This is a genomic window from Kitasatospora purpeofusca, assembly GCF_042691725.1.
Lineage (GTDB): Bacteria > Actinomycetota > Actinomycetes > Streptomycetales > Streptomycetaceae > Kitasatospora > Kitasatospora purpeofusca_B.
The window spans coordinates 5,734,719-5,754,310 of record NZ_CP170483.1 but is presented as its reverse complement, the minus strand read 5'-3'; the positions used below and the strand labels follow the sequence as shown (position 1 = coordinate 5,754,310).

General features: G+C 72.8%; 23 protein-coding genes. 17 read left to right on the top strand and 6 right to left on the bottom strand.

The window, feature by feature from the left end:
• The first annotated feature begins 42 nt into the window (after window positions 1-42).
• The 3 genes from ACFCLZ_RS24885 to ACFCLZ_RS24875 are packed head-to-tail and all read left to right on the top strand — an operon-like array spanning window position 43 to window position 1,615.
• Window positions 43-558 (top strand): hypothetical protein, encoded by a 516-nt coding sequence (locus tag ACFCLZ_RS24885; protein ID WP_380279398.1) that lies wholly within the window; start codon window positions 43-45, stop codon window positions 556-558.
• A gap of 41 nt (window positions 559-599) precedes the next feature.
• Window positions 600-1,061, top strand: coding sequence for a hypothetical protein (locus ACFCLZ_RS24880; RefSeq protein ID WP_380279396.1), 462 nt, complete (start codon window positions 600-602; stop codon window positions 1,059-1,061).
• Window positions 1,058-1,615, top strand: coding sequence for a hypothetical protein (locus ACFCLZ_RS24875; RefSeq protein WP_380279394.1), 558 nt, complete (start codon window positions 1,058-1,060; stop codon window positions 1,613-1,615). Before ACFCLZ_RS24880 ends, ACFCLZ_RS24875 begins: the two co-directional genes overlap by 4 nt.
• Before the next feature lie 5 nt (window positions 1,616-1,620).
• On the opposite strand, the gene ACFCLZ_RS24870 is transcribed toward ACFCLZ_RS24875, so the two are convergent.
• Together ACFCLZ_RS24870 and ACFCLZ_RS24865 are read right to left on the bottom strand one after the other, a co-directional pair.
• Window positions 1,621-2,043: a type II toxin-antitoxin system VapC family toxin gene (locus ACFCLZ_RS24870; RefSeq protein WP_350544914.1), complete on the bottom strand. Its 423-nt coding sequence runs from the start codon at window positions 2,041-2,043 to the stop codon at window positions 1,621-1,623.
• The gene (locus tag ACFCLZ_RS24865) at window positions 2,036-2,320 is read right to left on the bottom strand and encodes a type II toxin-antitoxin system Phd/YefM family antitoxin (protein WP_380279392.1); all 285 of its coding nucleotides are present in this window, start codon (window positions 2,318-2,320) and stop codon (window positions 2,036-2,038) included. Before ACFCLZ_RS24865 ends, ACFCLZ_RS24870 begins: the two co-directional genes overlap by 8 nt.
• A gap of 125 nt (window positions 2,321-2,445) precedes the next feature.
• Here ACFCLZ_RS24865 and ACFCLZ_RS24860 point away from each other — a divergent pair, with 125 nt between their 5' ends.
• The 10 genes from ACFCLZ_RS24860 to ACFCLZ_RS24815 all read left to right on the top strand — a co-directional run bounded on the left by ACFCLZ_RS24860 (window position 2,446) and on the right by ACFCLZ_RS24815 (window position 12,340).
• Window positions 2,446-2,868, top strand: a complete 423-nt coding sequence (locus tag ACFCLZ_RS24860; RefSeq protein WP_380279390.1) for a hypothetical protein — start codon at window positions 2,446-2,448, stop codon at window positions 2,866-2,868.
• A gap of 3 nt (window positions 2,869-2,871) precedes the next feature.
• Complete coding sequence (locus ACFCLZ_RS24855; protein WP_380279388.1) at window positions 2,872-4,341, top strand: hypothetical protein; 1,470 nt, start codon at window positions 2,872-2,874, stop codon at window positions 4,339-4,341.
• Complete coding sequence (locus ACFCLZ_RS24850; RefSeq protein WP_380279386.1) at window positions 4,338-4,886, top strand: hypothetical protein; 549 nt, start codon at window positions 4,338-4,340, stop codon at window positions 4,884-4,886. The genes ACFCLZ_RS24855 and ACFCLZ_RS24850 overlap by 4 nt, the downstream gene beginning before the upstream one ends.
• A gap of 85 nt (window positions 4,887-4,971) precedes the next feature.
• Window positions 4,972-5,268 (top strand): DUF6412 domain-containing protein, encoded by a 297-nt coding sequence (locus ACFCLZ_RS24845; protein WP_380279385.1) that lies wholly within the window; start codon window positions 4,972-4,974, stop codon window positions 5,266-5,268.
• 92 nt (window positions 5,269-5,360) lie between these two features.
• Entirely contained in the window at window positions 5,361-6,068 is a 708-nt protein-coding gene (locus tag ACFCLZ_RS24840; protein WP_380279384.1) for a YidC/Oxa1 family membrane protein insertase, read from the top strand.
• 111 nt (window positions 6,069-6,179) lie between these two features.
• Window positions 6,180-6,950, top strand: a complete 771-nt coding sequence (locus ACFCLZ_RS24835; RefSeq protein ID WP_380279383.1) for a CDP-alcohol phosphatidyltransferase family protein — start codon at window positions 6,180-6,182, stop codon at window positions 6,948-6,950.
• A 601-nt stretch (window positions 6,951-7,551) separates the two neighbouring features.
• Complete coding sequence (locus tag ACFCLZ_RS24830) at window positions 7,552-8,673, top strand: serine hydrolase domain-containing protein (protein ID WP_380279382.1); 1,122 nt, start codon at window positions 7,552-7,554, stop codon at window positions 8,671-8,673.
• Between the two features lie 215 nt (window positions 8,674-8,888).
• Entirely contained in the window at window positions 8,889-10,208 is a 1,320-nt protein-coding gene (locus tag ACFCLZ_RS24825; protein ID WP_380279380.1) for a serine hydrolase domain-containing protein, read from the top strand.
• A 117-nt stretch (window positions 10,209-10,325) separates the two neighbouring features.
• Complete coding sequence (locus ACFCLZ_RS24820) at window positions 10,326-10,961, top strand: TetR/AcrR family transcriptional regulator (protein WP_380279378.1); 636 nt, start codon at window positions 10,326-10,328, stop codon at window positions 10,959-10,961.
• A complete protein-coding gene (locus ACFCLZ_RS24815; RefSeq protein ID WP_380279376.1) occupies window positions 10,958-12,340 on the top strand; it encodes a carotenoid oxygenase family protein in 1,383 nt (460 codons plus the stop codon). The genes ACFCLZ_RS24820 and ACFCLZ_RS24815 overlap by 4 nt, the downstream gene beginning before the upstream one ends.
• Here the strand turns inward: ACFCLZ_RS24815 and ACFCLZ_RS24810 are convergent.
• Together ACFCLZ_RS24810 and ACFCLZ_RS24805 are read right to left on the bottom strand one after the other, a co-directional pair.
• On the bottom strand, window positions 12,326-12,757 hold the full coding sequence (locus ACFCLZ_RS24810; RefSeq protein WP_380279374.1) for a hypothetical protein: 432 nt from the start codon (window positions 12,755-12,757) through the stop codon (window positions 12,326-12,328). The two genes, ACFCLZ_RS24815 and ACFCLZ_RS24810, sit on opposite strands and share 15 nt — an antisense overlap.
• A gap of 365 nt (window positions 12,758-13,122) precedes the next feature.
• Window positions 13,123-13,485 carry an ATP-binding protein gene (locus ACFCLZ_RS24805; RefSeq protein ID WP_380279372.1) on the bottom strand — a complete coding sequence of 121 codons (363 nt, stop codon included), beginning with the start codon at window positions 13,483-13,485 and terminating at the stop codon, window positions 13,123-13,125.
• Between the two features lie 76 nt (window positions 13,486-13,561).
• Here ACFCLZ_RS24805 and ACFCLZ_RS24800 point away from each other — a divergent pair, with 76 nt between their 5' ends.
• Together ACFCLZ_RS24800 and ACFCLZ_RS24795 are read left to right on the top strand one after the other, a co-directional pair.
• The gene (locus tag ACFCLZ_RS24800) at window positions 13,562-14,539 is read left to right on the top strand and encodes a helix-turn-helix domain-containing protein (protein WP_380279370.1); all 978 of its coding nucleotides are present in this window, start codon (window positions 13,562-13,564) and stop codon (window positions 14,537-14,539) included.
• Window positions 14,539-14,724, top strand: a complete 186-nt coding sequence (locus ACFCLZ_RS24795) for a DUF397 domain-containing protein (RefSeq protein WP_380279368.1) — start codon at window positions 14,539-14,541, stop codon at window positions 14,722-14,724. The genes ACFCLZ_RS24800 and ACFCLZ_RS24795 overlap by 1 nt, the downstream gene beginning before the upstream one ends.
• 180 nt (window positions 14,725-14,904) lie before the next feature.
• Here the strand turns inward: ACFCLZ_RS24795 and ACFCLZ_RS24790 are convergent, their stop codons facing one another.
• Both ACFCLZ_RS24790 and ACFCLZ_RS24785 read right to left on the bottom strand, forming a co-directional pair.
• Complete coding sequence (locus ACFCLZ_RS24790) at window positions 14,905-17,325, bottom strand: ATP-binding protein (protein WP_380279366.1); 2,421 nt, start codon at window positions 17,323-17,325, stop codon at window positions 14,905-14,907.
• A complete protein-coding gene (locus tag ACFCLZ_RS24785; RefSeq protein WP_380279364.1) occupies window positions 17,322-17,723 on the bottom strand; it encodes a hypothetical protein in 402 nt (133 codons plus the stop codon). The genes ACFCLZ_RS24790 and ACFCLZ_RS24785 overlap by 4 nt, the downstream gene beginning before the upstream one ends.
• Before the next feature lie 146 nt (window positions 17,724-17,869).
• On the opposite strand from ACFCLZ_RS24785, the gene ACFCLZ_RS24780 reads away from it, so the two are divergent.
• Both ACFCLZ_RS24780 and ACFCLZ_RS24775 read left to right on the top strand, forming a co-directional pair.
• Window positions 17,870-18,499: an RNA polymerase sigma factor gene (locus ACFCLZ_RS24780; protein ID WP_380279362.1), complete on the top strand. Its 630-nt coding sequence runs from the start codon at window positions 17,870-17,872 to the stop codon at window positions 18,497-18,499.
• The gene (locus ACFCLZ_RS24775) at window positions 18,496-19,524 is read left to right on the top strand and encodes a CU044_5270 family protein (RefSeq protein WP_380279361.1); all 1,029 of its coding nucleotides are present in this window, start codon (window positions 18,496-18,498) and stop codon (window positions 19,522-19,524) included. The genes ACFCLZ_RS24780 and ACFCLZ_RS24775 overlap by 4 nt, the downstream gene beginning before the upstream one ends.
• Window positions 19,525-19,592: the final 68 nt, after the last annotated feature.

The following is a 19,592-nucleotide window of genomic DNA, read 5'->3' as shown; positions in this document are numbered from 1 at the left end:
CGCCCTGCCGCCCCGCGCCCCCGTTCGTCTACGCTGCACCCCATGCAGACCTGGGGGGAGCGGTACCAGCAGGGCCTGACGGACAGTGCGGAGCACGAGCGGCGGGCCCGGGCCGGCGCCGTCGCCCGGCAGCGCCGCAGCTGGGCCCGGGGCGAGAACATCCACTGGACCCCCGTCACGGTGACCACCCCGGACGGCCGGCCGGTGGGCCTGCGGGTCGTCTGGGTCGGCGCCGGCCTGCCCGCCGACGGGGAGCTCGACAAGCGCGAGTCCCGCAATCGCTTCGTCGTCGGCCTCCTCGGGCTCCTCACCGTGCTGTCGGAGATCGGCGGCGCCCTGCTGCTCCTGGCCCTCGCCCTCCGCTGGCTGTTCATCGAGCTGACCGGCCGCCCGCACTACGCCGTCCTGGCCACCGCCGACGGCGTCCCCGTCGCCGTCCAACGCACCCGGCGGCGCAAGCAGGCCCTGATCGCCGCGGCCGCCCTCGCCGACCGCATCGAACGCGACGGCACCGCCGCCCTCTACATCCCAGCACCGGCCACCGCGAGCAAGCGATGACCGGCGGTGCCGGGCAGGCCGGGCGTCCCGGGTCCCGCATGATGACCCTGCAACGCCGCAGCTGGGCCCGGGGCGAGAACGTCCCCTACACCGGCTACGTCGAGGTGGCCGGGCCGGACCGCACGGCCGTCCACCTCTCCGTCGTCCGGCTCGACGTCCCCGGCGCCGTCCCGAAACCGAAGCCCGCGCGGCCCACGGCCGAGCCGAAGCGCCGCCGCAGGCCGGGCCCCGACGCCTCGGCCCTCGCCTCCGACGCCTCGGGGCTCGGCGCCGTACTCGCGATGGCCGTCGGGCTCGGCTTTCTGCTGCTCGTCACCGGCCGCTGGCTGTTCATCGAGCTGACCGGCCGCCCGCACTACGCCGTCCTGGCCACCGCCGACGGCGTCCCCGCCGTCCAACGCACCCGGCGCCGCAAGCAGGCCCTGATCGCCGCGGCCACCCTCGCCGACCGCATCGAACGCGACGGCACCGCCGCCCTCACCACCCCGGGGAGCAGCCGATGACCGACGCCATCGACGAGCGCGCCGCCCGGGAGGAGCAACGGCGCCGGGAGCGGGAGTGGACAGCCGAGTTCGAGCGGCGGGCGGCGGCGACCGACGCGGCGCGGGCGGAGCGCGCGCGGGCCGAGTCGGCGGCGGCCCTGCGGGCGTGCTGGGCGCGCGGCGAGCGGGGTGAGCGGCACACGTTCGTGGAGGTCGTCGGCCCGGACGGCGGGGAGCCGGTGCGGATCGCGGTGGTCTGGCTCGGCAGGTACCGGGCCGTGCGCAGAGCGTTTCGCGGGAGCATCACCCACGGGTCGGTCAGCGACGGGCTGGGCTTCGTGATCGTCGCCGCCGTCGCCCTCGTGCTGGGGCTCCACCACGTCGTCCGTCGCCTGCTCCTCCGGCTCTCCGACGGACCTCGCTGGGCCGTCGTCGCCGCCGTGGGGCCGGGCGGGAAGCACGTGGTCGTGCTGCGCGAGCGCGACGAGCCGCCCGCCGCGTTCGCCGCGGCCGCCCTCGCCGACCGCATCGAACGCGACGGCGCGGCGGGCCTCGAAGGAACGGGCGGAGCCTGACCCGGTCAGACGCCGATGACCTCGACGGCCGAGCCCAGCCCCTTGAAGTCCGCGACGTTGCGCGTGTACAGCGGCAGGCCGTGCGCGGAGGCGATCGCGGCGATCATCAGGTCGATCCGGCGCGGGCGCGGCTGGCGGCCGGCGGCGATGGTCAGGGTCACCAGGGTGCCGTAGCGGGCGGCGGCGGCCGCGTCGAACGGCAGCGGTTCGAAGTCCGCCATCGCCGCGCCCAGCACCTCCATCCGGGCCGCCCGGCTGACCGGGTCGCGCGCCATCGAGACGCCCTGCTGCAACTCGGCGAAGGTGATCGCGGTCAGCTCCGGCACGGCCGGCAGGTCGGCCGGGCTGAGCAGGGCGAGGTCGATGTAGACGCAGGTGTCCAGCACCCCGGCCGGCCGCCGCCGGGAGGCCCGTCGCCGCTCAGCCACGCGGCCGCTCGAACGGGTCGCCGTCCTCGTCCCCGACCAGCTCCTCCGGCCCGAAGTACTCCTCGGCCTCCTTGCGCAGCTGCTGGTAGTCCACCCGCGGCAGCTTCACGTGCCGCGCCACCAGTTCCTCCGCCGTGAGCCGGCGCCGCCCCGCGACCGGCCGCAGCTCGGCGACCTCGACCCCGTTCCTGGTGATGTGGAAGGTCTCCCCCGCCTCCACGGCGTCCATCACCGCGGCGGAGTTGTTCCGGAACTCCCGCTGGGTAATCGTCTTCATCCTCCCAAGGTAGCCCCGTGTAGCACCGGCGGCTACACCCTCGCCGATCCCCTTAAATCGGTCGCGCGGGAGCCGCCCCCTTGGTTACCGTACGAACACGGCCAATCACGCTGGGGGTTCTGATCTTGACCGACACCACCGAGGCACAGCGGAATCCGTGGCTGTACGGCGGCCGGGACGGCCCGCCCGCCGGGGTACCGCGTCCCGCCGGCGGCCCCGGTCCCTGGGCGAACGGTCCCTCGGCCGGCGTCCCGGTCCGGGTCGAGCCGTCCGCGCTCCGCCGGGCGGCCGGGGCGTCGCGCCGTCTCCAGGGCGAGTTGCGGTCCGCCGTCGGCCGCGCCGAACCGGACACCGCCGCGGCCGCCCGGGCCCTGGCCGCCGACGGTTTCGACTCCGGCGCCGCGCTCACCCAGGTGCTCGCCCGGTGGAAGGCGCGGTGGAGCAGTCTCGACGACCGCCTCGGCATGACCGCGGACCGACTGGAGGCCACCGCCGCCGCCTACCGGTCGACCGACGCGTCCTCCGCCGTCGCGTTCAGGGCGCCGTGAGCCATGGTGACCTTCGCGCAGCTCCGTCACGCCTCGTTCGAGTCCTTGGACAAGGCCGGCGACACCTGGAACGGCGTCGCCGGACACGCCGCGCAGATCGCCGGCCAGGTACGCTCCGGCGTCCTGCAACCGCTCACCGGGGCCGCGCCCGGCTCCCTCGCCCCCGGCGGGAGCCGCGCCTGGACCGGCGCCGCGGCCGACGAGGCCACCCGTGAGATCGGCCTGCTCGCCGACGGGCTCACTGTCTTCCACTACGAGGCGCTCGCCGTCACCGCCGCCCTGCGCCGCGCCGGATCGGCGTTCGCGCGGGCCCGGCGGAACCTGCTGCGTGCCGTCGGCGACGCCGAGGCCCTCGGCGCCACCGTGTCCGCCGACGGCACCGTGACGCTGCCGCCGCTGCCGCCCGAGGACCGCAACGACCCCGATGCGACGGCGTACCGGCGGCGGAGGTGGGACGAACTCCAGCAGTACGTCGAGGCCATCGGCAAAGCGGTGTCCGCCGCCACCGAGGCCGACACCGCCGCCGCGGCCGCCCTCCGCGCCCTCGACCCCGCCGAGGCCGACCCGGCGACCCGGCCGGGGGCCGTGGACAACGCCAGGGCCGATGTCATGGGTGCGGTCGGCATGCCGAAGGACCGCGAGGACGTCCCGGCCTGGTGGGCGACGGTGGACCCCGCCGTCCGCGCGCAGCTGATGGAGCTGGCACCGGGCCGCCTCGTCGAGGCCGGAGTCCTGGACCCGACCTATCGGTGGTCGGCGCCGGACAGCGGCGCGGGCCCGTTCCACACCCGCGAGCCCGGGGCCGGCGAACGATCGTTCCGCGCGTTCGCCGGCCTGCTCCTCGCCGGTGGCACCGTCGCGGGCCACACGGACGCGGTCCGTCATCTGCAGCACTTCCTCGACGCGACCGGTGAGCCGCTGGCCGTGGACGTGGACCGCATGCTGCGCGACGACCCGGGGTTCCGCGGCCACGTGGACACCCTGCTCGCCGCGAACGACGCCCGGTGGCGGGAGACGGCCCTGGCCGCCTACCGGACGTCGGGAGGCGCTCCGGTCGCCGTCCCGGTGGAGACTCCGCGCGACGACGACAACGACTACTCGTTTCCGGCCGGCGGCCAGCCGAACTGGTTCACCGCCGTGGGCAGTCAGGCCTGCGTGGTGTCGGGTGTGGTCACGGTGCGGCCCGGGCCCGGCGGCGACCCTGTCGTATCGATGCAGTACCAGGTCAATGTGTGGGACCGGTACAACTGGGACACCGGCAAGAGCACGAACATCGCCGGCGTGAACGTCGCGGACTCGGACATGCAGGGACTCCACCAGACGGGCCTGGCCCGGGAGTACGACCTGGGCGGCAGTAGCACTCCCTCGAACCGGACGGTCGGTGAGGGTGAGCCCCTCGTACCGGCGGGCACGGGTGAGCGGTCCAGCGACCAGGAGGGCGGACGTACCGACCTCGGGAGGGAGGCCCGGTGACCACCACGACCCGCCCGTCGTCGACGGCCCCGCGTTCCCGCCGACGGCTGCTCATCGGTGTGCTCGCGGCGTTCTTCGTGCTGTCGGCCGCCGGGGTGGCCGGGCTCTACCGGCTGGACTACGAGTTCCGCCATCCGAAGCCCGACAGCGGGCGGCCGGGGGCGTGGATGACCGTCGGTTCGGAGGAGGTGTCCCGGTTCGCGCACGTGGCGGTGCCGACGGCGGCGGCCGACGTCCGGTGGGCCTACCGGAACGGCTTCCAGGACGACTTCGCCGTCCTCGCGTTCCGGCTGCCCCAGGCCGAGCTGGACGATTTCCGGGGGAGCCTCCCGGTCACCGGGTGGGCGGAGCGAAAGTACAGCGACAACGGCGTCCTCAGCGGCTTCCTCCACGCCGGCGCACCCGACCCTTCGCACGTCTTCCCCCTGGCCTGCGGGAGCTTCTACTCGCCGGGCCCCGCCAAGCGGATCGGCACCTCGGTGTGCTTCGCCGGGCAGGCGGACGGGACGAACCAACTGTGGATCAGCGCCATGCACACCCCCTGACGCGGGAACCTCTGCCGGGGCCCGGTCGTCTTCCGCCCTGACAGGGCTGACGCACGGATCCGGAGCACGGCGGGAGGGCAGGGACGTGGCGGTGGTCGCGATGCTGCTCGGGGTGCTCCGGGTGCTGAGCGGGGAGTGGCTCGCCGAGGGCGGCGGGTCGCTGACGTCCGTGGCGGCTGCGGCCGCCGTACTGCTGGTGGCCGGGGCGGTCGCGGGGGCGCTGGTCGTCGCGCGGCTGCTGGGGGCGCGGGCCCCCGCGAACGTGCGGGACGGGATGCTGCGCAGGCGCGCGTTCCGGACGGCGTTCCTGCCGCAGCGTGACCCCGACGCCCGGGGCCGCCGACGTCCGAGGGCCCCGGGAGCGGCCCCGGCGGCCGCGTAGTCCCGGCAGCGGTCCCTTCCCGGAACGCCGCCCGGCGCGGCCGTCCTCCGCCGACCACTCGTACCCCGAGACCCCGGAGGGCTCGCCCCGTCATGTCCGTTTTCGCTGTCCTCGACCCGGCCGTCGGCCTGGCCCACGACGTCGTCGCCGCGCTCGCGCACCTCGTCCCGACCGCACTCGCGATCGTCCTGTTCACCGTCTGCGTCCGGCTGGCGCTGCACCCGCTGGCACGGGCGGCGGCGCGCGGCGAGAAGTCGCGCGCCCGGCTGGCGCCACGGGTCGCCGAGCTGAACCGCACCCACCGGGGCCGTCCGGAGAAGCTCCGGGCCGCGCTCGCCGAGCTGTACCGGGAGGAGAAGGCCTCGCCGTTCGCGGGGTGCCTGCCGATGCTGGTGCAGATCCCGTTCTTCTCGGTGATGTACCGGCTGTTCACCACGCCGAACGACCTGCTCGGCCACACCCTGTTCGGCGCCCCGCTCGGCCTGCACGTGGGCCAGGCCCAGGGCGCGGGGCAGTGGGCGGTGTTCGCCGTGCTGTACGCGGGCCTGGCGGCGGTGGCGTACGCCGGGTTCCGGCGGGCCCGACGCGCGCAGGCCGCGCAGGCGACCCCGGGCGGCACCCCGCCTCAGCCGGGGTCGGCGTTCCTGCCGTACCTGTCCTTCGGCACGGTGCTGTTCGCCGCCCTCGTGCCGCTCGCGGCCGGGGTCTACCTGCTGACCACCACCACCTGGACCGCCGTCGAGCGGGCCTGGCTGTACCGGGACGGCGCCCCGGAGCCGGCGGGGGTGGCGCTGGTGTGACGCCCGGCGCGGAGGAAGTCGCGGGCCTCCTCTAGCCTGTGTGATCGTTTGGGCCGGTCGGCCGGACGCTCACACAGGTGAGACCACACAGGTGAAGGGAAGGGTCGGATCATGGCGGTCGCTGCTCCGGCGTTGGCCGAGTTGCGGGAGGTCTGCCAGCCGCAGGCGAAGCTGGCGAGCCGCAACGGGGAGCATTGGGCGGGTCGGCTCTACATGCGCGCGGTGTCGCTGCGGGTCACCCGGCAGCTGGTGCGCACCTCGGTGTCGCCCAACACGCTGACCTGGGTGATGGTGGTCTGCGGGGTGGGCGCCGGGGCGGCGCTGCTGATCCCGGGGCTGCCGGGCGCGCTGCTGGCGGTGGTGCTGATGCAGGGCTTCCTGCTGTTCGACTGCGTGGACGGCGAGGTGGCCCGCTGGAAGCGGCAGTTCAGCATGGCCGGGGTGTACGTCGACCGGCTCGGCGCGTACCTGGCGGACGCCGCGCTGATGATCGGCGCGGGTGTCCGGGCGGCCCGGGGCGGCTCGGAGCTGTGGGTGTCGGTGGGCCTGGCGGCCGCGCTGGGCGTGGTGCTGCTGAAGGCGTCGACCGACCTGGTGGACGTGGCGCGGGCGCGCAGCGGGATGGCGCCGGCGGACGAGGAGTCGACACAGCCGCGGTCGCAGGGCATCGCGACGGCGCGACGGCTGGCGTCCGTGTTCAAGATCCACCGGGTGACCAACGGGATCGAGGCCTCGCTGGTGCTGCTGGCGGCGGCGGTCGTGGACGCGGCGGTCGGCACCACCGACCCGACGCAGGCGACGGTCGCCGCGATCACCGTGATCACCTGGGGGATGGTGGTCGCGCACCTGGCGTCGATCCTGTCCTCCTCGCGGCTGCGCTGAGCGGGCGCCCGCCTGACGCCGGGCCTCGCCGGACGGCGCGCCGACCTGCGGGGCGGCGCGCCGTCGACCGCCCCGCGGTGTCGTGCGGCGAGGTCTGGGGCCACACCGGTGCATCCCGGGACACACCACGGTGTGGTTCGGGTCGTAGGAGGCTCCCATCGTTTCGCGCTCTCCTGCAACGGCGTGGAGCGCGCCGAGAACGCCGGTACCGAGGCCGCGGAGAGCGGGGCGAACTCGTCTGCGGAGCCGAAGCGTTGATCACACCGGCGAACAGCGGGAGCGCCCGGCGTCAACCCCGCTGACGCCGATTTCACCGGCGGCCCACCCCCGCCGTTCGGCCGGGTCGCGCCATACCGCGGGAGGCCACCCGGGCCGGTCCGGAGGCTGACGCGGGCGGGGCGGAGCGAATGCGAACGTGGCTCCAGGGGCCCGGAGTTCGGGCCCGGGGAGGGATCACCATGAACGTCGTTCGCACCACTTCCGGCGGCCGTTCCGGCCGGCCCGCCGTGCGGCTGGCCGCCGTCGCGCTGGCCGGCGCCACCGTCGTCGCGCTCGCCCCGACGGCGGCCGTGGCGGCCGACGGCGGGGCGGCCCCGCCTCCGTGTCGGCCGACGCCGCCGCGCGGGCCGACCTGGGCCCCGAGCTGCGGGCCATCGTCGAGCGCGGCTCGTCGACGGCCGCGCTCGGCGAGGCGCGCGAGAACGGGCGCCGGGTCTGGCGCGACGCCGCCGGCGTCACCGACCTCGACTCGCGGCGCCCCGCACGCGCCGACGGCCGGTTCCGGATCGGCAGCGTCACCAAGACCTTCGTGTCCACCGTCGTGCTGCAACTCGTCGACGAGGGCAAGCTCCGGCTGGACGAACCGGTGGAGCGCTACCTGCCGGGTGTCGTGCCGAACGGCGGTGCGATCACCCTGCGGCAGCTGCTCAACCACACCAGCGGCTTGTACGACTACCTGCAGGACCCGCGCTTCCTCTACCAGGACGAGGCGAGCCTGCGCGCGTTCCTCGCCCAGGGCCGCTGGACCACCTGGAGCCCGGCCGAGCTGATCGATGCGGGCGTCAAGGGGACCCCGTACTTCCCGCCCGGGCAGGGCTGGCACTACTCGAACACCAACTACATCCTCATCGGCGAGGTGATCCGCAAGGTCACCGGACGCAACTGGCAGAGCGAGGTGGACCGGCGGATCGTCAGGCCGCTGCACCTGGACGAGACCACGTTCCCGGGTGCCCGGCCGGGCATCCCCGGGCCGCACGCGCACGGGTACGTCCAGCTGCCGGAGGGCCCGGCGGACGTCACGCTGATCAATCCGAGTTTCGGCGACGCGGCCGGCAACGGCATCTCCACCACCGCCGACCTCAACCGCTTCCACGCCGCCCTCTTCGGCGGTCGGCTGCTGTCGGCCGCCCGGCTCGCGGAGATGACGACGGCCGTCCCGGCGCCGATGATCGGCGCGCACTACGGGCTGGGCCTGATCCGGTACGACCTGCCCTGCGGCGAGGTCTGGGGCCACACCGGCGGGATACCGGGGTACAACACGGTGTGGCTCGGATCGAAGGACGGTGCGCGGCAGTTCTCGCTCTCCTTCAACCTCTCGGAGGGCGCCGAGACCGAGGACACCTTCACCACGCTGAACGCCTTCATCGAGAAGGCGTCGTGCGGTCCCGGCACGGCCGCTGCCAAGGAAGCTGCGACGAACTCGCCCTTCAGGCTGCTGCGTTGAGCGACCGGCCGGACGGCCGGGGAGGGCACGGTGTCAAGCCCGCTGATGCCGATCGGCCGCAGCGCCACCCCCGCCGTTCGGCCGGGTCCCGAGATACCGCCGATGGACCGCCGGGGGCCGCCGAGGCCGATCCGGAGGACGACGCGGGGCGGGTGGAACGGGTGCGAGTCTGAGCGAGGAGGGCCCGAGGTCCGGGCCGGGGAGGGTAATCCACCATGACGTTCACTCAGACTCACGCACTGCGCGGGCGCGGCCGGTTGGGGATCCGGCTGGCCGCCGTCGCGTTGGCCGGGGCGACGGTCGTCACGCTCGCCCCGGCGGCGGCGATGGCCGCCGCGCCCGCCGGGACTGCCGGGGCCTCCGGGATATCAGGGACATCAGGGGCCGAGGCCCGCGCGGGCGGCGTCGACGCCCAGGCGGAACTGCAGGCGTTCATCGCCGACGGCTCCTCGACGGCCGCGTTCGCCGAGGTCCGGCAGAACGGCCGGCGGATCTGGCGGGGCGCGGCCGGCACGTCCGACCTGACCACCGGGCAGCCGGTCAGGCCGGACGGCCGGTTCCGGATCGGCAGCGTCACCAAGACCTTCGTGTCCACGGTCGCGCTCCAGCTGGTCGCCGAGGGCAAGCTGCGACTGGACGAGCCGGTGGAGCGGTATCTGCCGGGCGTCGTGCCGAACGGCGGCGCGATCAGCGTGCGGCAACTGCTCAACCACACCAGCGGGTTGTACGACTATCTGGAGGACCCGCGGTTCTTCTACCGGGACGAGGCGAGCCTGCGCGAGTACGTCTACGGGCCGAGTCGCCGGCAGGACTACCGGCCCGAGCAGCTGGTCGCGATCGGCGTCGCGCACGCGCCGTACTTCGCGCCGGGCCAGGGCTGGAAGTACTCGAACACCAACTACGTCCTCGCCGGGATGCTGATCGGGAAGCTGACCGGGAACAGCTGGCAGCGCGAGGTCGAGCGGCGGATCGTCAAGCCGCTGCACCTCGACGACACGGTGTTCCCGCGCTCCGAGACCGGCGTGCGCGGCCCGCACGCCCACGCGTACGCCAAGCTGCAGGAGGGCCCGGCGGACATCACCCGGCTCAACATGACCGTCGCCGACGCGGCGGGCAACGGCATCTCCACCCCTGCCGACCTCAACCGCTTCCACGCCGCCCTGTTCGGCGGCAAGCTGCTGCGGCCGGCCGAGCAGGCGGAGCTGACGCGGACGGTGCCGACCGGCTCGGGCCACTCGTCCTACGGACTCGGCGTCGCCCAGGCCGACTTCGGCTGCGGCCCACTGTGGGGCCACGACGGCGGCCTGCCGGGCTGGGGCACCCTGCTGTTCGGCACGGCGGACGGGAAGCGGCAGGTGGCGCTGTCGTACAACCCGTACGAGGGCACCGACCAGTCGGGCCTCGACGCGGCGGTCGTCAACGTGGCGATCAAGACCCTGTGCGGCGGCGCGGCGGCCCCGGCGGGGGCGGTCGCGGACGCGGCGGCCGGACTGTCGACCCTGCGGGGTGCGAGCGCGGCGGGCGCCACGCACTGATCACCACCGGGGTCGGCGCCGGACTCGCGCCGACCCCGGCCCTCCGGCCGACTGTGCGTCAGTTCCCTTTTCACGGACAGGTGGTAACAGCGTTTCCATCGGGTTACGCTGTTACCCATGAATACGATCTACCAGGACGCGTTACAACGCGGCCAGGAGTCGGCCCGCGCGGCCGTCCTCGACTGCGCGATCGGCCTGCTCATCGCCGACGGCCCCGCCGCACTGACCATGCGGCGGGTCGCCACCGAGATCGGCGCGTCGACGAAGGTGCTCTACACCATGTTCGGTGCCAAGGAAGGGCTCGCCGACGCCCTGTACCGGGAGGGGTTCGCCCGACTGCGCCGCGCCCAGGAACGCACCCCGTTCACCACCGACCCGCTGGCCCGCCTCAACGACCTCGGCGCCGCCTACCGGCAGCACGCCCTGGCCGAACCCGCCTACTACCGCGTCATGTTCGAACAGGCCATCCCCGGCTACCGGCCGAACGCCGAATCCCTCGCCTCCGCCGAGACCGCCTTCGACGCGTCCGTGGCCGCCGTCGAAACGTGCATCGCCACCGGCGTCTTCCGTCCCGGCGATCCGCACGAGATCTCCAAGCTGCTCTGGGCCGCCGCGCACGGCGCGGTCAGCCTCGAACTCGCCGGTCACTTCCCTCCCGACACGGCGGCCCGTCGCTTCGCGGCGCTGATGGCGGCGGTCGGCCAGGCCTTCCTCGCCGATGATCACCAGCCGGACGGAGGACCGACCGCATGACCGCCCCCGCACGCACCAACCGCTACCTGGCGGGCAGCTTCGCCCCCGTCACCGAGGAGGTCACCGCCCACGACCTCCCCGTCACCGGCCGGATACCCGCCCACCTCAACGGCCGCTACCTGCGCATCGGCCCCAACCCGCTCGGCGTCGAGGACCCGGCCGCGCACATCTGGACCCTCGGCGAGGGCATGGTGCACGGCGTCCGCATCCGCGACGGCCGCGCCGAGTGGTACCGCAACCGCTGGGTCCGCTCCGCCTCCGTCACCGACCGGCTCGGCGAACCGCGCCGTGGCGGGCCGGTCGACGAACGCATGGACTTCGCGCCGAACGTGCAGGTCGCCGGGTTGGACGGCCGCACCTTCGCACTCATCGAGGGCGGACTGAAGCCGTACGAGCTGACGTACGAGCTGGACACGCTGGGCCCCTGCGACCTCGGCGGGACGCCCGAGGGCTGCACCGCCAACGCGCACTCCGTGTTCGACCCGCGAAGCCGCGAACTGCACTCGGTGGCCTTCCGCTACGGCGCCGAGGCCGTCCAGCACATCGTGATGGACGAGACCGGTGCTGTCCGGCGCGTCACGACCGTCCCCACGCCGGGCAGCCCGTACATGCACGACTTCGCGCTGACCGACGACTACGTCGTCCTCTACGACGCGCCCGTGGTCTTCAGCGCCGCCCACCTCGGCACCGGCGTGCCGTTCGTGTGGGACGACAGCCACCAGGCCCGGGTGGGCGTGATGCCCCGGGAGGGCGGCGAGGTGCGCTGGTTCGAGGTCGCGCCGAGCCTCGTCGGCCACACGCTCAACGCCCACCAGAGCGGCACGGAGATCGTCGTCGACCTCGTCCGCCACCCCGAGGGCTTCGCGATCCGGGACTTCGGCACCAGCCGCCCCACCCTCGACCGCTGGACGGTCGACCTCGCGGCCGGCCGGGTGCGGGAGGAGCGCCTGGACGACCGCATCCAGGAGTTCCCCCGGCTCAACCCCCGGCACACCGGACGGCCGTACCGGTACGGCTACGCCGCCGCCGTCGAGCTGTACGCGCCGCCCGCCGGGCCCGACGACCACCGGCCCGACGAGGGCTTCAGCAGTGCGCTGCTGAAGCACGACCTGCTGCGCGGCACCACCGAGGCGCACGAGTTCGGGCGCTACGGGGCCGTCGGCGAGGGGGTGTTCGTGGCCGCCGAGAACCCGGTCGCGGAGGACGACGGCTATGTGATGGCCTACGTCCACAATCCGGAGCGCGGCGCCGCCGACCTGGTGATCCTCGCCGCCCAGGACTTCACCGGCGAACCCATCGCCCGCATCCACCTGCCGGCCCGGGTGCCGCTCGGCCTGCACGGCAACTGGGTGCCGGACGGTGGGTCAGGGGCGCACTAGGGTCCACTCGGTGGCGGACCAGCCGCGCGAGAGGGTGTGTGCTCCGCCCTTCACCACCTGGTTCCCCAGCGTGAGATGACACTTCTTCGGACCGGTGAAGTCGATGTGCACCTGGTATCCGGCGTCCGTCTCCCAGGAGGCCTCCCAGATTCCGTCCGCGAGCTCCCACACCTCGTCGGTCACCGGGGAGGTCGAAGTCTCCCGACAGGCGAAGGCCGGTACGACGGACGGCCCGAGTCGTCCGCCGTCCACCAGTTCCAGGCGGGTACCGGCCGGCCCCTCGCTCGCCACCCACTGACCGGCCACGCTCGGCGGCGGGTCGGAGGTGAGGAGGGGCGGGAGTACGAGGAAGGCCGCGAGTACCAGGAGGAACGACAGGGCGACGGCCGGGATCGCATACTTGGCGGCTTTCTCCACAGCGGGACGGTAGCAGCGTGGCGGTGATTCTCGGGGCCATTCGCTGCGCTCACAGGAGGAGCGACGACCCGCCGATCGGCAGATGGACGTGGGCAGTTCGCCACCGGGACGATGATCGGGCCGGGGTCGTCGCCATCCCTGCCCACCCCTGCGGCGACGATGGCGGGGCAACGTCCACGGCATCGGCGTCCGACCTGGCCGACCGGGCAGCCGGCCAGGTCGGGCGCGCACACTCCCGGGCGGGGGCTACTCGGGTATGCGGTGGTCACGGTCGCGGTGGCGATCGTGGAGGGAGTCCGAGCGGAGCCGGCAGACGGCGCCGACGACGGCCGCCGTGATGACGAGGGCCAGGAGACCGAGCGTGGTCACGCGGCGGCGTCGAGTTCGAACCAGACCAGCTTGCCGCGCTTCTGGGGGTCGGCGCCCCAGCGGTGGGTGAGGCCCTGGACGAGCTGGAGGCCCCGGCCGGACTCGGCGAGTTCGGCCGGGGTGCAGGGGGCGGGGAGGGCGGAGGAGTTGTCGCCGACCGAGACGCGGAGCGTCCGGTCGAGGATGAGGACGACGACGACGGGCGCGGCCGTTCGGCCGTGGTGCCACGCGTTGACGATGAGCTCGACGAGGGCGAGTTCGGCGTCCGCGATGGCGTCGGGGAGGAAGCCGGCGAGGTCCATGGAGGAGCGGAGAGTCTCGCGGGCGACGGTGAGGGAGGGGGTGTTGCGGTTACACATGGGGGCTCCCAGCGGTGTAGATGGGGCGCACCGGATGGAGGCATGAGGGTGCCAACTGCCCGACTGAGGGACGTTGATGACAATCCGTCCGGTGAGCGGTGCATCACAGACTGTAGAGCATCGAGCGGTACATATACCACCGATGTCGATATCTGTACCGCCAATCGCGGCTGGACTCGTGCAACGCTCACGGTGGATGCTTGGGCGCATGCCACCTACCCCAAGTGCACGAAGGCAGCGGGTCGGCATCGAGCTACGGAAGATGCGAGATGCCGCCGGCACGACCACCGCCGAGGCCTCCACGGTCCTCGGCGTGGACCGCACGAAGATCACGCTGATCGAGCAGGCCCTCTATGCGGTGACACCGGATAGAGTCGCCGCGCTTGCCCGCAAGTACGGCGAGACCGACGATGCGTTCGTCTCGGCACTCGCGACGATGGCGGGTGATCGCTCCAAGGGGTGGTGGGAGGAATACCGGGGAGCCGTACCACTCGGATTCCTCGATCTTGCCGAGCACGAGTACTACGCAAAGGCGACGCAGTCCTATCAGATCTGTCATCCGCCGGGCCCCATGCAATCCGAGCGGTACAGCAGAGCAATCTTCCGGGATGCCCAGCCACCGCTGACTCCGCGCATAGTCGAAACGCGCGTTGAGCATCGCATGCGCCGGGCCGAGATCCTGATGTCGGAAGGCGCGGCGCCCTACGCCGCGATCGTGCACGAGGCTGCGCTCCGCATGCAGTTCGGCGGACGCGAGGTACTACGGGAACAGCTGAACTGGATGCTGGAACTGTCGGAACGTTCGCACATCACGCTTCGCGTCATCAGCTTCGACGCCGGGGGCTTCAAGGGATCCGGGCAAGCCCTGATCTACATGAACGGCCCGGTTCCGCGCCTCGACACCGTCCAGTACGACACTGTCGAAGGTCCGACGTTCCTGCACACGACCGAACATCTGGAGAGGTACCGCGGACTCATGAAGGTGATGACAGAGCGGTCGCTCTCCGTGGACGGTTCTCGCGACCTGATTTCAAAGATCAAGAAGGAGCTCTGATGGAGGAACTCTCGTGGGCACGACCATCGTCGTGCGCGAACGCCAACAACTGCCCGGAGGTGGCCGTCACCGATGACGCCGTCTACATCCGGAGCAGCCTCCAGCCCTCGTCCATAGCCCGGCTGACCATCACGGAATGGCGCGACCTCGCGGCCGGCATCCAGAACGGCGAATTCAACGCCTGACGCGATTCCTTCAGCCGCGCCCTTCGCTGGACAGCGAAGGGCGCGGGCCAGATTCAGTCAGCATGCTCTGGCCGCCGCTGCTGAGCGGTCGCGGTGGTCCTCGCTCCCGTCACCGACGCCTCTCGACCTCCGGTGTGCGCCGATTCGGCCCAGCCCCTTGAACTGCTCGGACCGGGGCGATTACTTGTCCACCTTGCTCAGCGCCTCCTCGGCTTCCTCCACGGCGCCGCATGCCCGATATGCCGCTGCCGAGGCCTCTCGCATGGCCCGCACCTCGGCGGCGGGTCGGTGGGCGGCGAGCAGGGTGTCGGCGAGCTCGTCAGATGCCGCCCCCAGCCGGTGTCGGTCGTCCAGACTCTCGAACAAGCCGATGGCCCGCTCACCAGCGTCCACCGCCTCCACCGTCTCCCCCCGACTTCGCAGTGTGGTGCCGAGGTTGTTCCAGGCGATGGCTTCGCTGTGGTGGTCGCCGAGCTCCTGGTGCCGGGTGAGGGCGGAGCGGTGGGCTGCTTCGGCTTCTTCGAACCGCCGCAAAGCCTGCAGCACGTTGCCAAGGTTGTTCCAGGCCATGGCTTCGCCGCGGTGGTCGCCGAGCTCCTGGTATTGGGTGAGGGCGGAGCGGTGGGCTACTTCAGATTCGTCGAACCGCCGCAAGGCCTGCAGCACGTTGCCAAGGTCGTTCCAGGCCGTAGCTTCGCCATGGCGGTCGCCGAGCTCCTGGTATTGGGTGAGGGCGGAGCGGTGGGCTACTTCAGATTCGTCGAACCGCCGCAAGGCCAGAAGTACGTTGCCAAGGTTGCTCCGCACGGTGGCTTCCCGATGGTGATCGCCAAGAATCTGGTACTGAGTGAGGGCGGTGCGGTGGGCTGCTTCGGCTTCTTCGAACCTCCGCAAAGCCTGCAGCGCGCCGCCGATCTCGTTCCAGGCGCCGGCTTCCCCGTGAGGATTGTGGTTGTCGCGTGCTGCGGCCAGGGCGATTCTGGCGATGTCCAGGTGGTCTTCGAGGCGGCGGCGCAGGTTGAGATAGGAGCCGAGGTGGGAAGTGAGGTGCCGGGCGGTTTTGTAGTGACCTGTGGCGTGGGCAGCGTGGACGGTGGCGACGAGATTGGCCCGCTCGGCGTCCAACCATGCCAGTGCCTCTGCCCGGCCGCTGAACTGCTGTCCCATGCCGATTCTGTGCTCCACCGGATTAATACTGGCCTCCGCCTCGTGGGCGACGAGGGCGTAGTGGTCCAGGAGGCGTTTCAGAGCTGAGGCGGTGTGGGCGGAGTGTCGAGCTGCTTGTTCGCCGGCGTAGGCGCGCACCAGGTCGTGCATGTGCCAGCGCTCGGTGTCGGGGTCCTGGCGGATCAGGCTGGCTTTGGAGAGTGCAACGAGCCGGGCCCGGACGTCCCTGAGCTTGGAGATGTTGGTGACCGCGGCGGCGGTCTCGGTGGACAGGTCAGGTCCCGGGTTGACCGCGAGGAGGCGGAACAACTCGGCGTGGGGCAGGGCCAGCCGCTGGTAGGAGCGTTCCAGCACGGTGCGTACGGCCCGCGGCCCGTCCTCCAGTACGTCGAGGCGCTCGCCCAGGTCCTGCAGGTATTCGGCAAGCCGACTCGGCTTCAGCCCCCGCTCGGCGACCAACTGAGCGGCAGCGATCTGCAAGGCGAGGGGCAGGTAGCCGCACAGCTGGGCGACCCGGGCGACTCCGTCGGGGTCGTCGGCGATCCGCCGGTCCTTGGGCAGGGTGCGGCGCAGGGCGGTGGTCATGAGAGCGACGGACTGCTCGGGATCGAGGACATCCAGATCCACCAGCCGGGCGCCGAGGGCGGCGGCAAAGTCGTCGCGGGAGGTCACCAGCAGCCGGTGGGGACCGCTACCAGGGACGAGGTGCTGGACCTGTTCGGCGGCGTTCGCGTTGTCGGCGAGGACGAGGACGCGTTCCCCGGACTGCGCCCGCACGGCCAGTTGGGCGCGGTAGAGGGCGGCACGCTGGTCGGCCCCCGGCGGAATCCGCTCGGGATCGGTTCCCACGGCGCGCAGGGCGGTATCGAGCGCCTGGTCAGCGTCGAGGGTGGTGTCGTCGTAGCCGTGCAGGTCCAGGAACAGCACGCCGGTGAACAGGCCCCGCCCGATCGCCTCGTGGGCGACGGCGAGGGCCAAGGTGGTCTTGCCCATCCCACCCATCCCCAGCACCGACGCCACCACCACGGGCTCCGCCGACGCGCCCTCGGAGCCGGCAGCGGGATGCAGCAGGTCGAGTAGGTCGTCCATCTCCTCGGTCCGGCCGGTGAAACCCGCCGGGACAGCCGGAGGAGGAGCCAACGCCGCCAGCGACGACTGCGCGGCGGCGGGCGGCGGCGCGTGGTGGTGCTCGTGGTGGTGGATGTCCCTGCCGGCCTGGTGGATCCTTCCGCGGCTGCCGGTGCTGTCGGCCCGCATCTCGGTGTGCTCGACACTGCTCTGCTCACCGAGTGCGGCATGGGCTATGTCACCTCCGGCACCGACCGCGCCCTCGCCGGAGGCCGCGACCTCCCGCGAGGAGGACGGCCTCGGCACCGCCAGTTCGGCGACCGACTGCCCCGTGCGCGGTTTCTTCCAAGGCAGGCCACGGGTCACGAGCGCCGCCCGTTCAGGTCGATGCCGACGATGTCGCCGCCGGCGGCGATCGAACCGGGACCGGTGGCGCGCACGTCGCGCTTGTCGACCCCGTCCGCGGCGCCGCCCCCGGGAGCGGCATCAGCGGCGGTGATGCTGCCGGCCGCGGCGATGCCGCCCTGCGCGGCCTGCACCCGCACCTCCCGCACGTTCCCGTCCGGGACCGCAGGCCCGGCAGGCCGCCGCAGTCCGAGCAGGGTCAGCGGAACACCGGCCAGCGCGACGACGGCACCGGTCACGCTCGCGATCTTGTCCGCGTTCTCCAGGTCCCCCAGCACCGCGACCGCCGCCAGGCCGATCCCGGCCGCCGCGCAGACCGCGGCCACGGTCCACCACATCCACCGGCGCACCCGCGCCACCCCCAACTCCCCGCATCGGGCAAACCTTATGACCGAATATCATCCCACCCTCAACGTCGGCCTTCTCCTCTTCCTCTCCCGCACCTCCTCAAACTTCTTTGGAACCACCCCCGCCTTGCGGACACCAGTTCTGCGTGGAGTCCTCCTTGTCCAGTAAGCAGACGCAGGCCGGCGAGCGGCAGCTCTTCGCCGAGCTCTACGATCAGCACGCTCGCACGGTCTTCGCGCACGCGTACAGATCCACCGGGGACCGCGACCTCGCGGACGACATCGTCTCCCTCACCTTCCTCGAAGCCTGGCGGCTCCGCAGGAAGCTCCGCGACGAGGTCCTCCACCCCCGCGCCTGGCTGCTGGCCATCGCCACCAATGTGCTCCGCAACACCGCTCGCACCGCGCGCCGGCACCGGGACGCGATGTCCCGGCTCCCCCGGCGCGATCCGATCCCCGACTTCGCCGACGAAGTGGTCAGCCGGATCACCGACGCCAGCACGGCCGCGGCCGCCGTCCGCGCGCTCGACCAGCTCGGCGGCCCGGAGCGGGAGGTGTTCACGCTCGTCGTCTGGTCCGGGCTCGGCTACGCCGAGGCCGCCCAGGCCCTCGGCATACCCGTCGGCACCGTCCGCTCCCGGCTCTCGCGCGTCCGGGACAAGCTCCGCCGGATCGTCGACGCCGAGGATCCGCCCGCACCACGCCGGGCCCCCTGCACCTCCTCGGCTCCCGCCGGCCTCGCCATCAGCCATCAGTCCGTGGGCCACCACCAGGAAAGGCGGCCATGAGCAACACACGCACCGACCACTCCGAGTGGAACGAACACAGCGAGCGCCGTGAACTCGCCCGGTTGCTCCCCCCGCCGCCCCACCCGGAACCCTCCCCCTCCCAACTGGCCACCCGCCGCGACATGCTGCTCGCCGAGTTCGACCGGCCCCGCCCCTTCTCCGCCCTCACCACCCGCTGGCGCGGCCTGGTCGTCGTGGCCGCCGTCGCCAGCGCCGCCGCCATCACCGCCGTCACCCTCGCCCCCGACACCTCCTCCTCGCAGGACCCGGCCCCACCCGCCACCGCCGCCTCCGTCGAACTCCTCGACCGGATCGCCAAGGTCGCCTACGGCCAGCCGCAGTCCCCCGCCCAGGACAACCAGTTCACCTACCTCAGGACGGTCGCCCACACCACCACGCTGTCCGAGGCCCCCGACGGCACCATGGCGCCCACCGCCACCACGGCCACCACCGAGCGCTGGACCGCCGTGGACGGCAGCCGCGCCGGCCTCCAGCGCCGCGACGGCGCCGATGCCAAGCTCCCCGCCGTCGACCACGGCTCGCTGTACTCCCCGACCTACCGCCTGCTGTCCACCCTGCCGACCGACCCCGACGCCCTGCTGAAGCTGGTCTACGCCGACGCCCGGCCGAACCACGGCTCCGGTTCGGCATCGACCGCCGGAGCGGACCACGAGGCCTTCATCACCATCGGCGACCTCCTGCGCGACTCGGTCCTCCCTCCCCAGGTGGGCTCGGCGCTCTACCGCGCCGCCGCGCGCATCCCCGGGGTGGTGGCCGTGGACGACGCGGTCGACGCCACCGGGCGGCGCGGGGTGGCGGTGGCCCGGGTGAACGACGGCCGGCGCTTCGAGTGGATCTTCGACCGGGCGACCCTGCGGCTGCTCGGCACCCGGACCGTCCTGGTGCAGGACAGCGTGTGGGGCAAGGCCGGGGACGAGGTGGAGTCCACCGCCGTCCTCGCCCAGGGCATCGTCAACACCCTCGGCCAGGCGACTCGCGTGGAGGCTGCGGAATCAAGCCACTGAGCCAATTCGGCCAGCCATTGACCGGTCCTCGTCGGAACTATTGTGCGAACGGCGGATCCGGCGTTGGG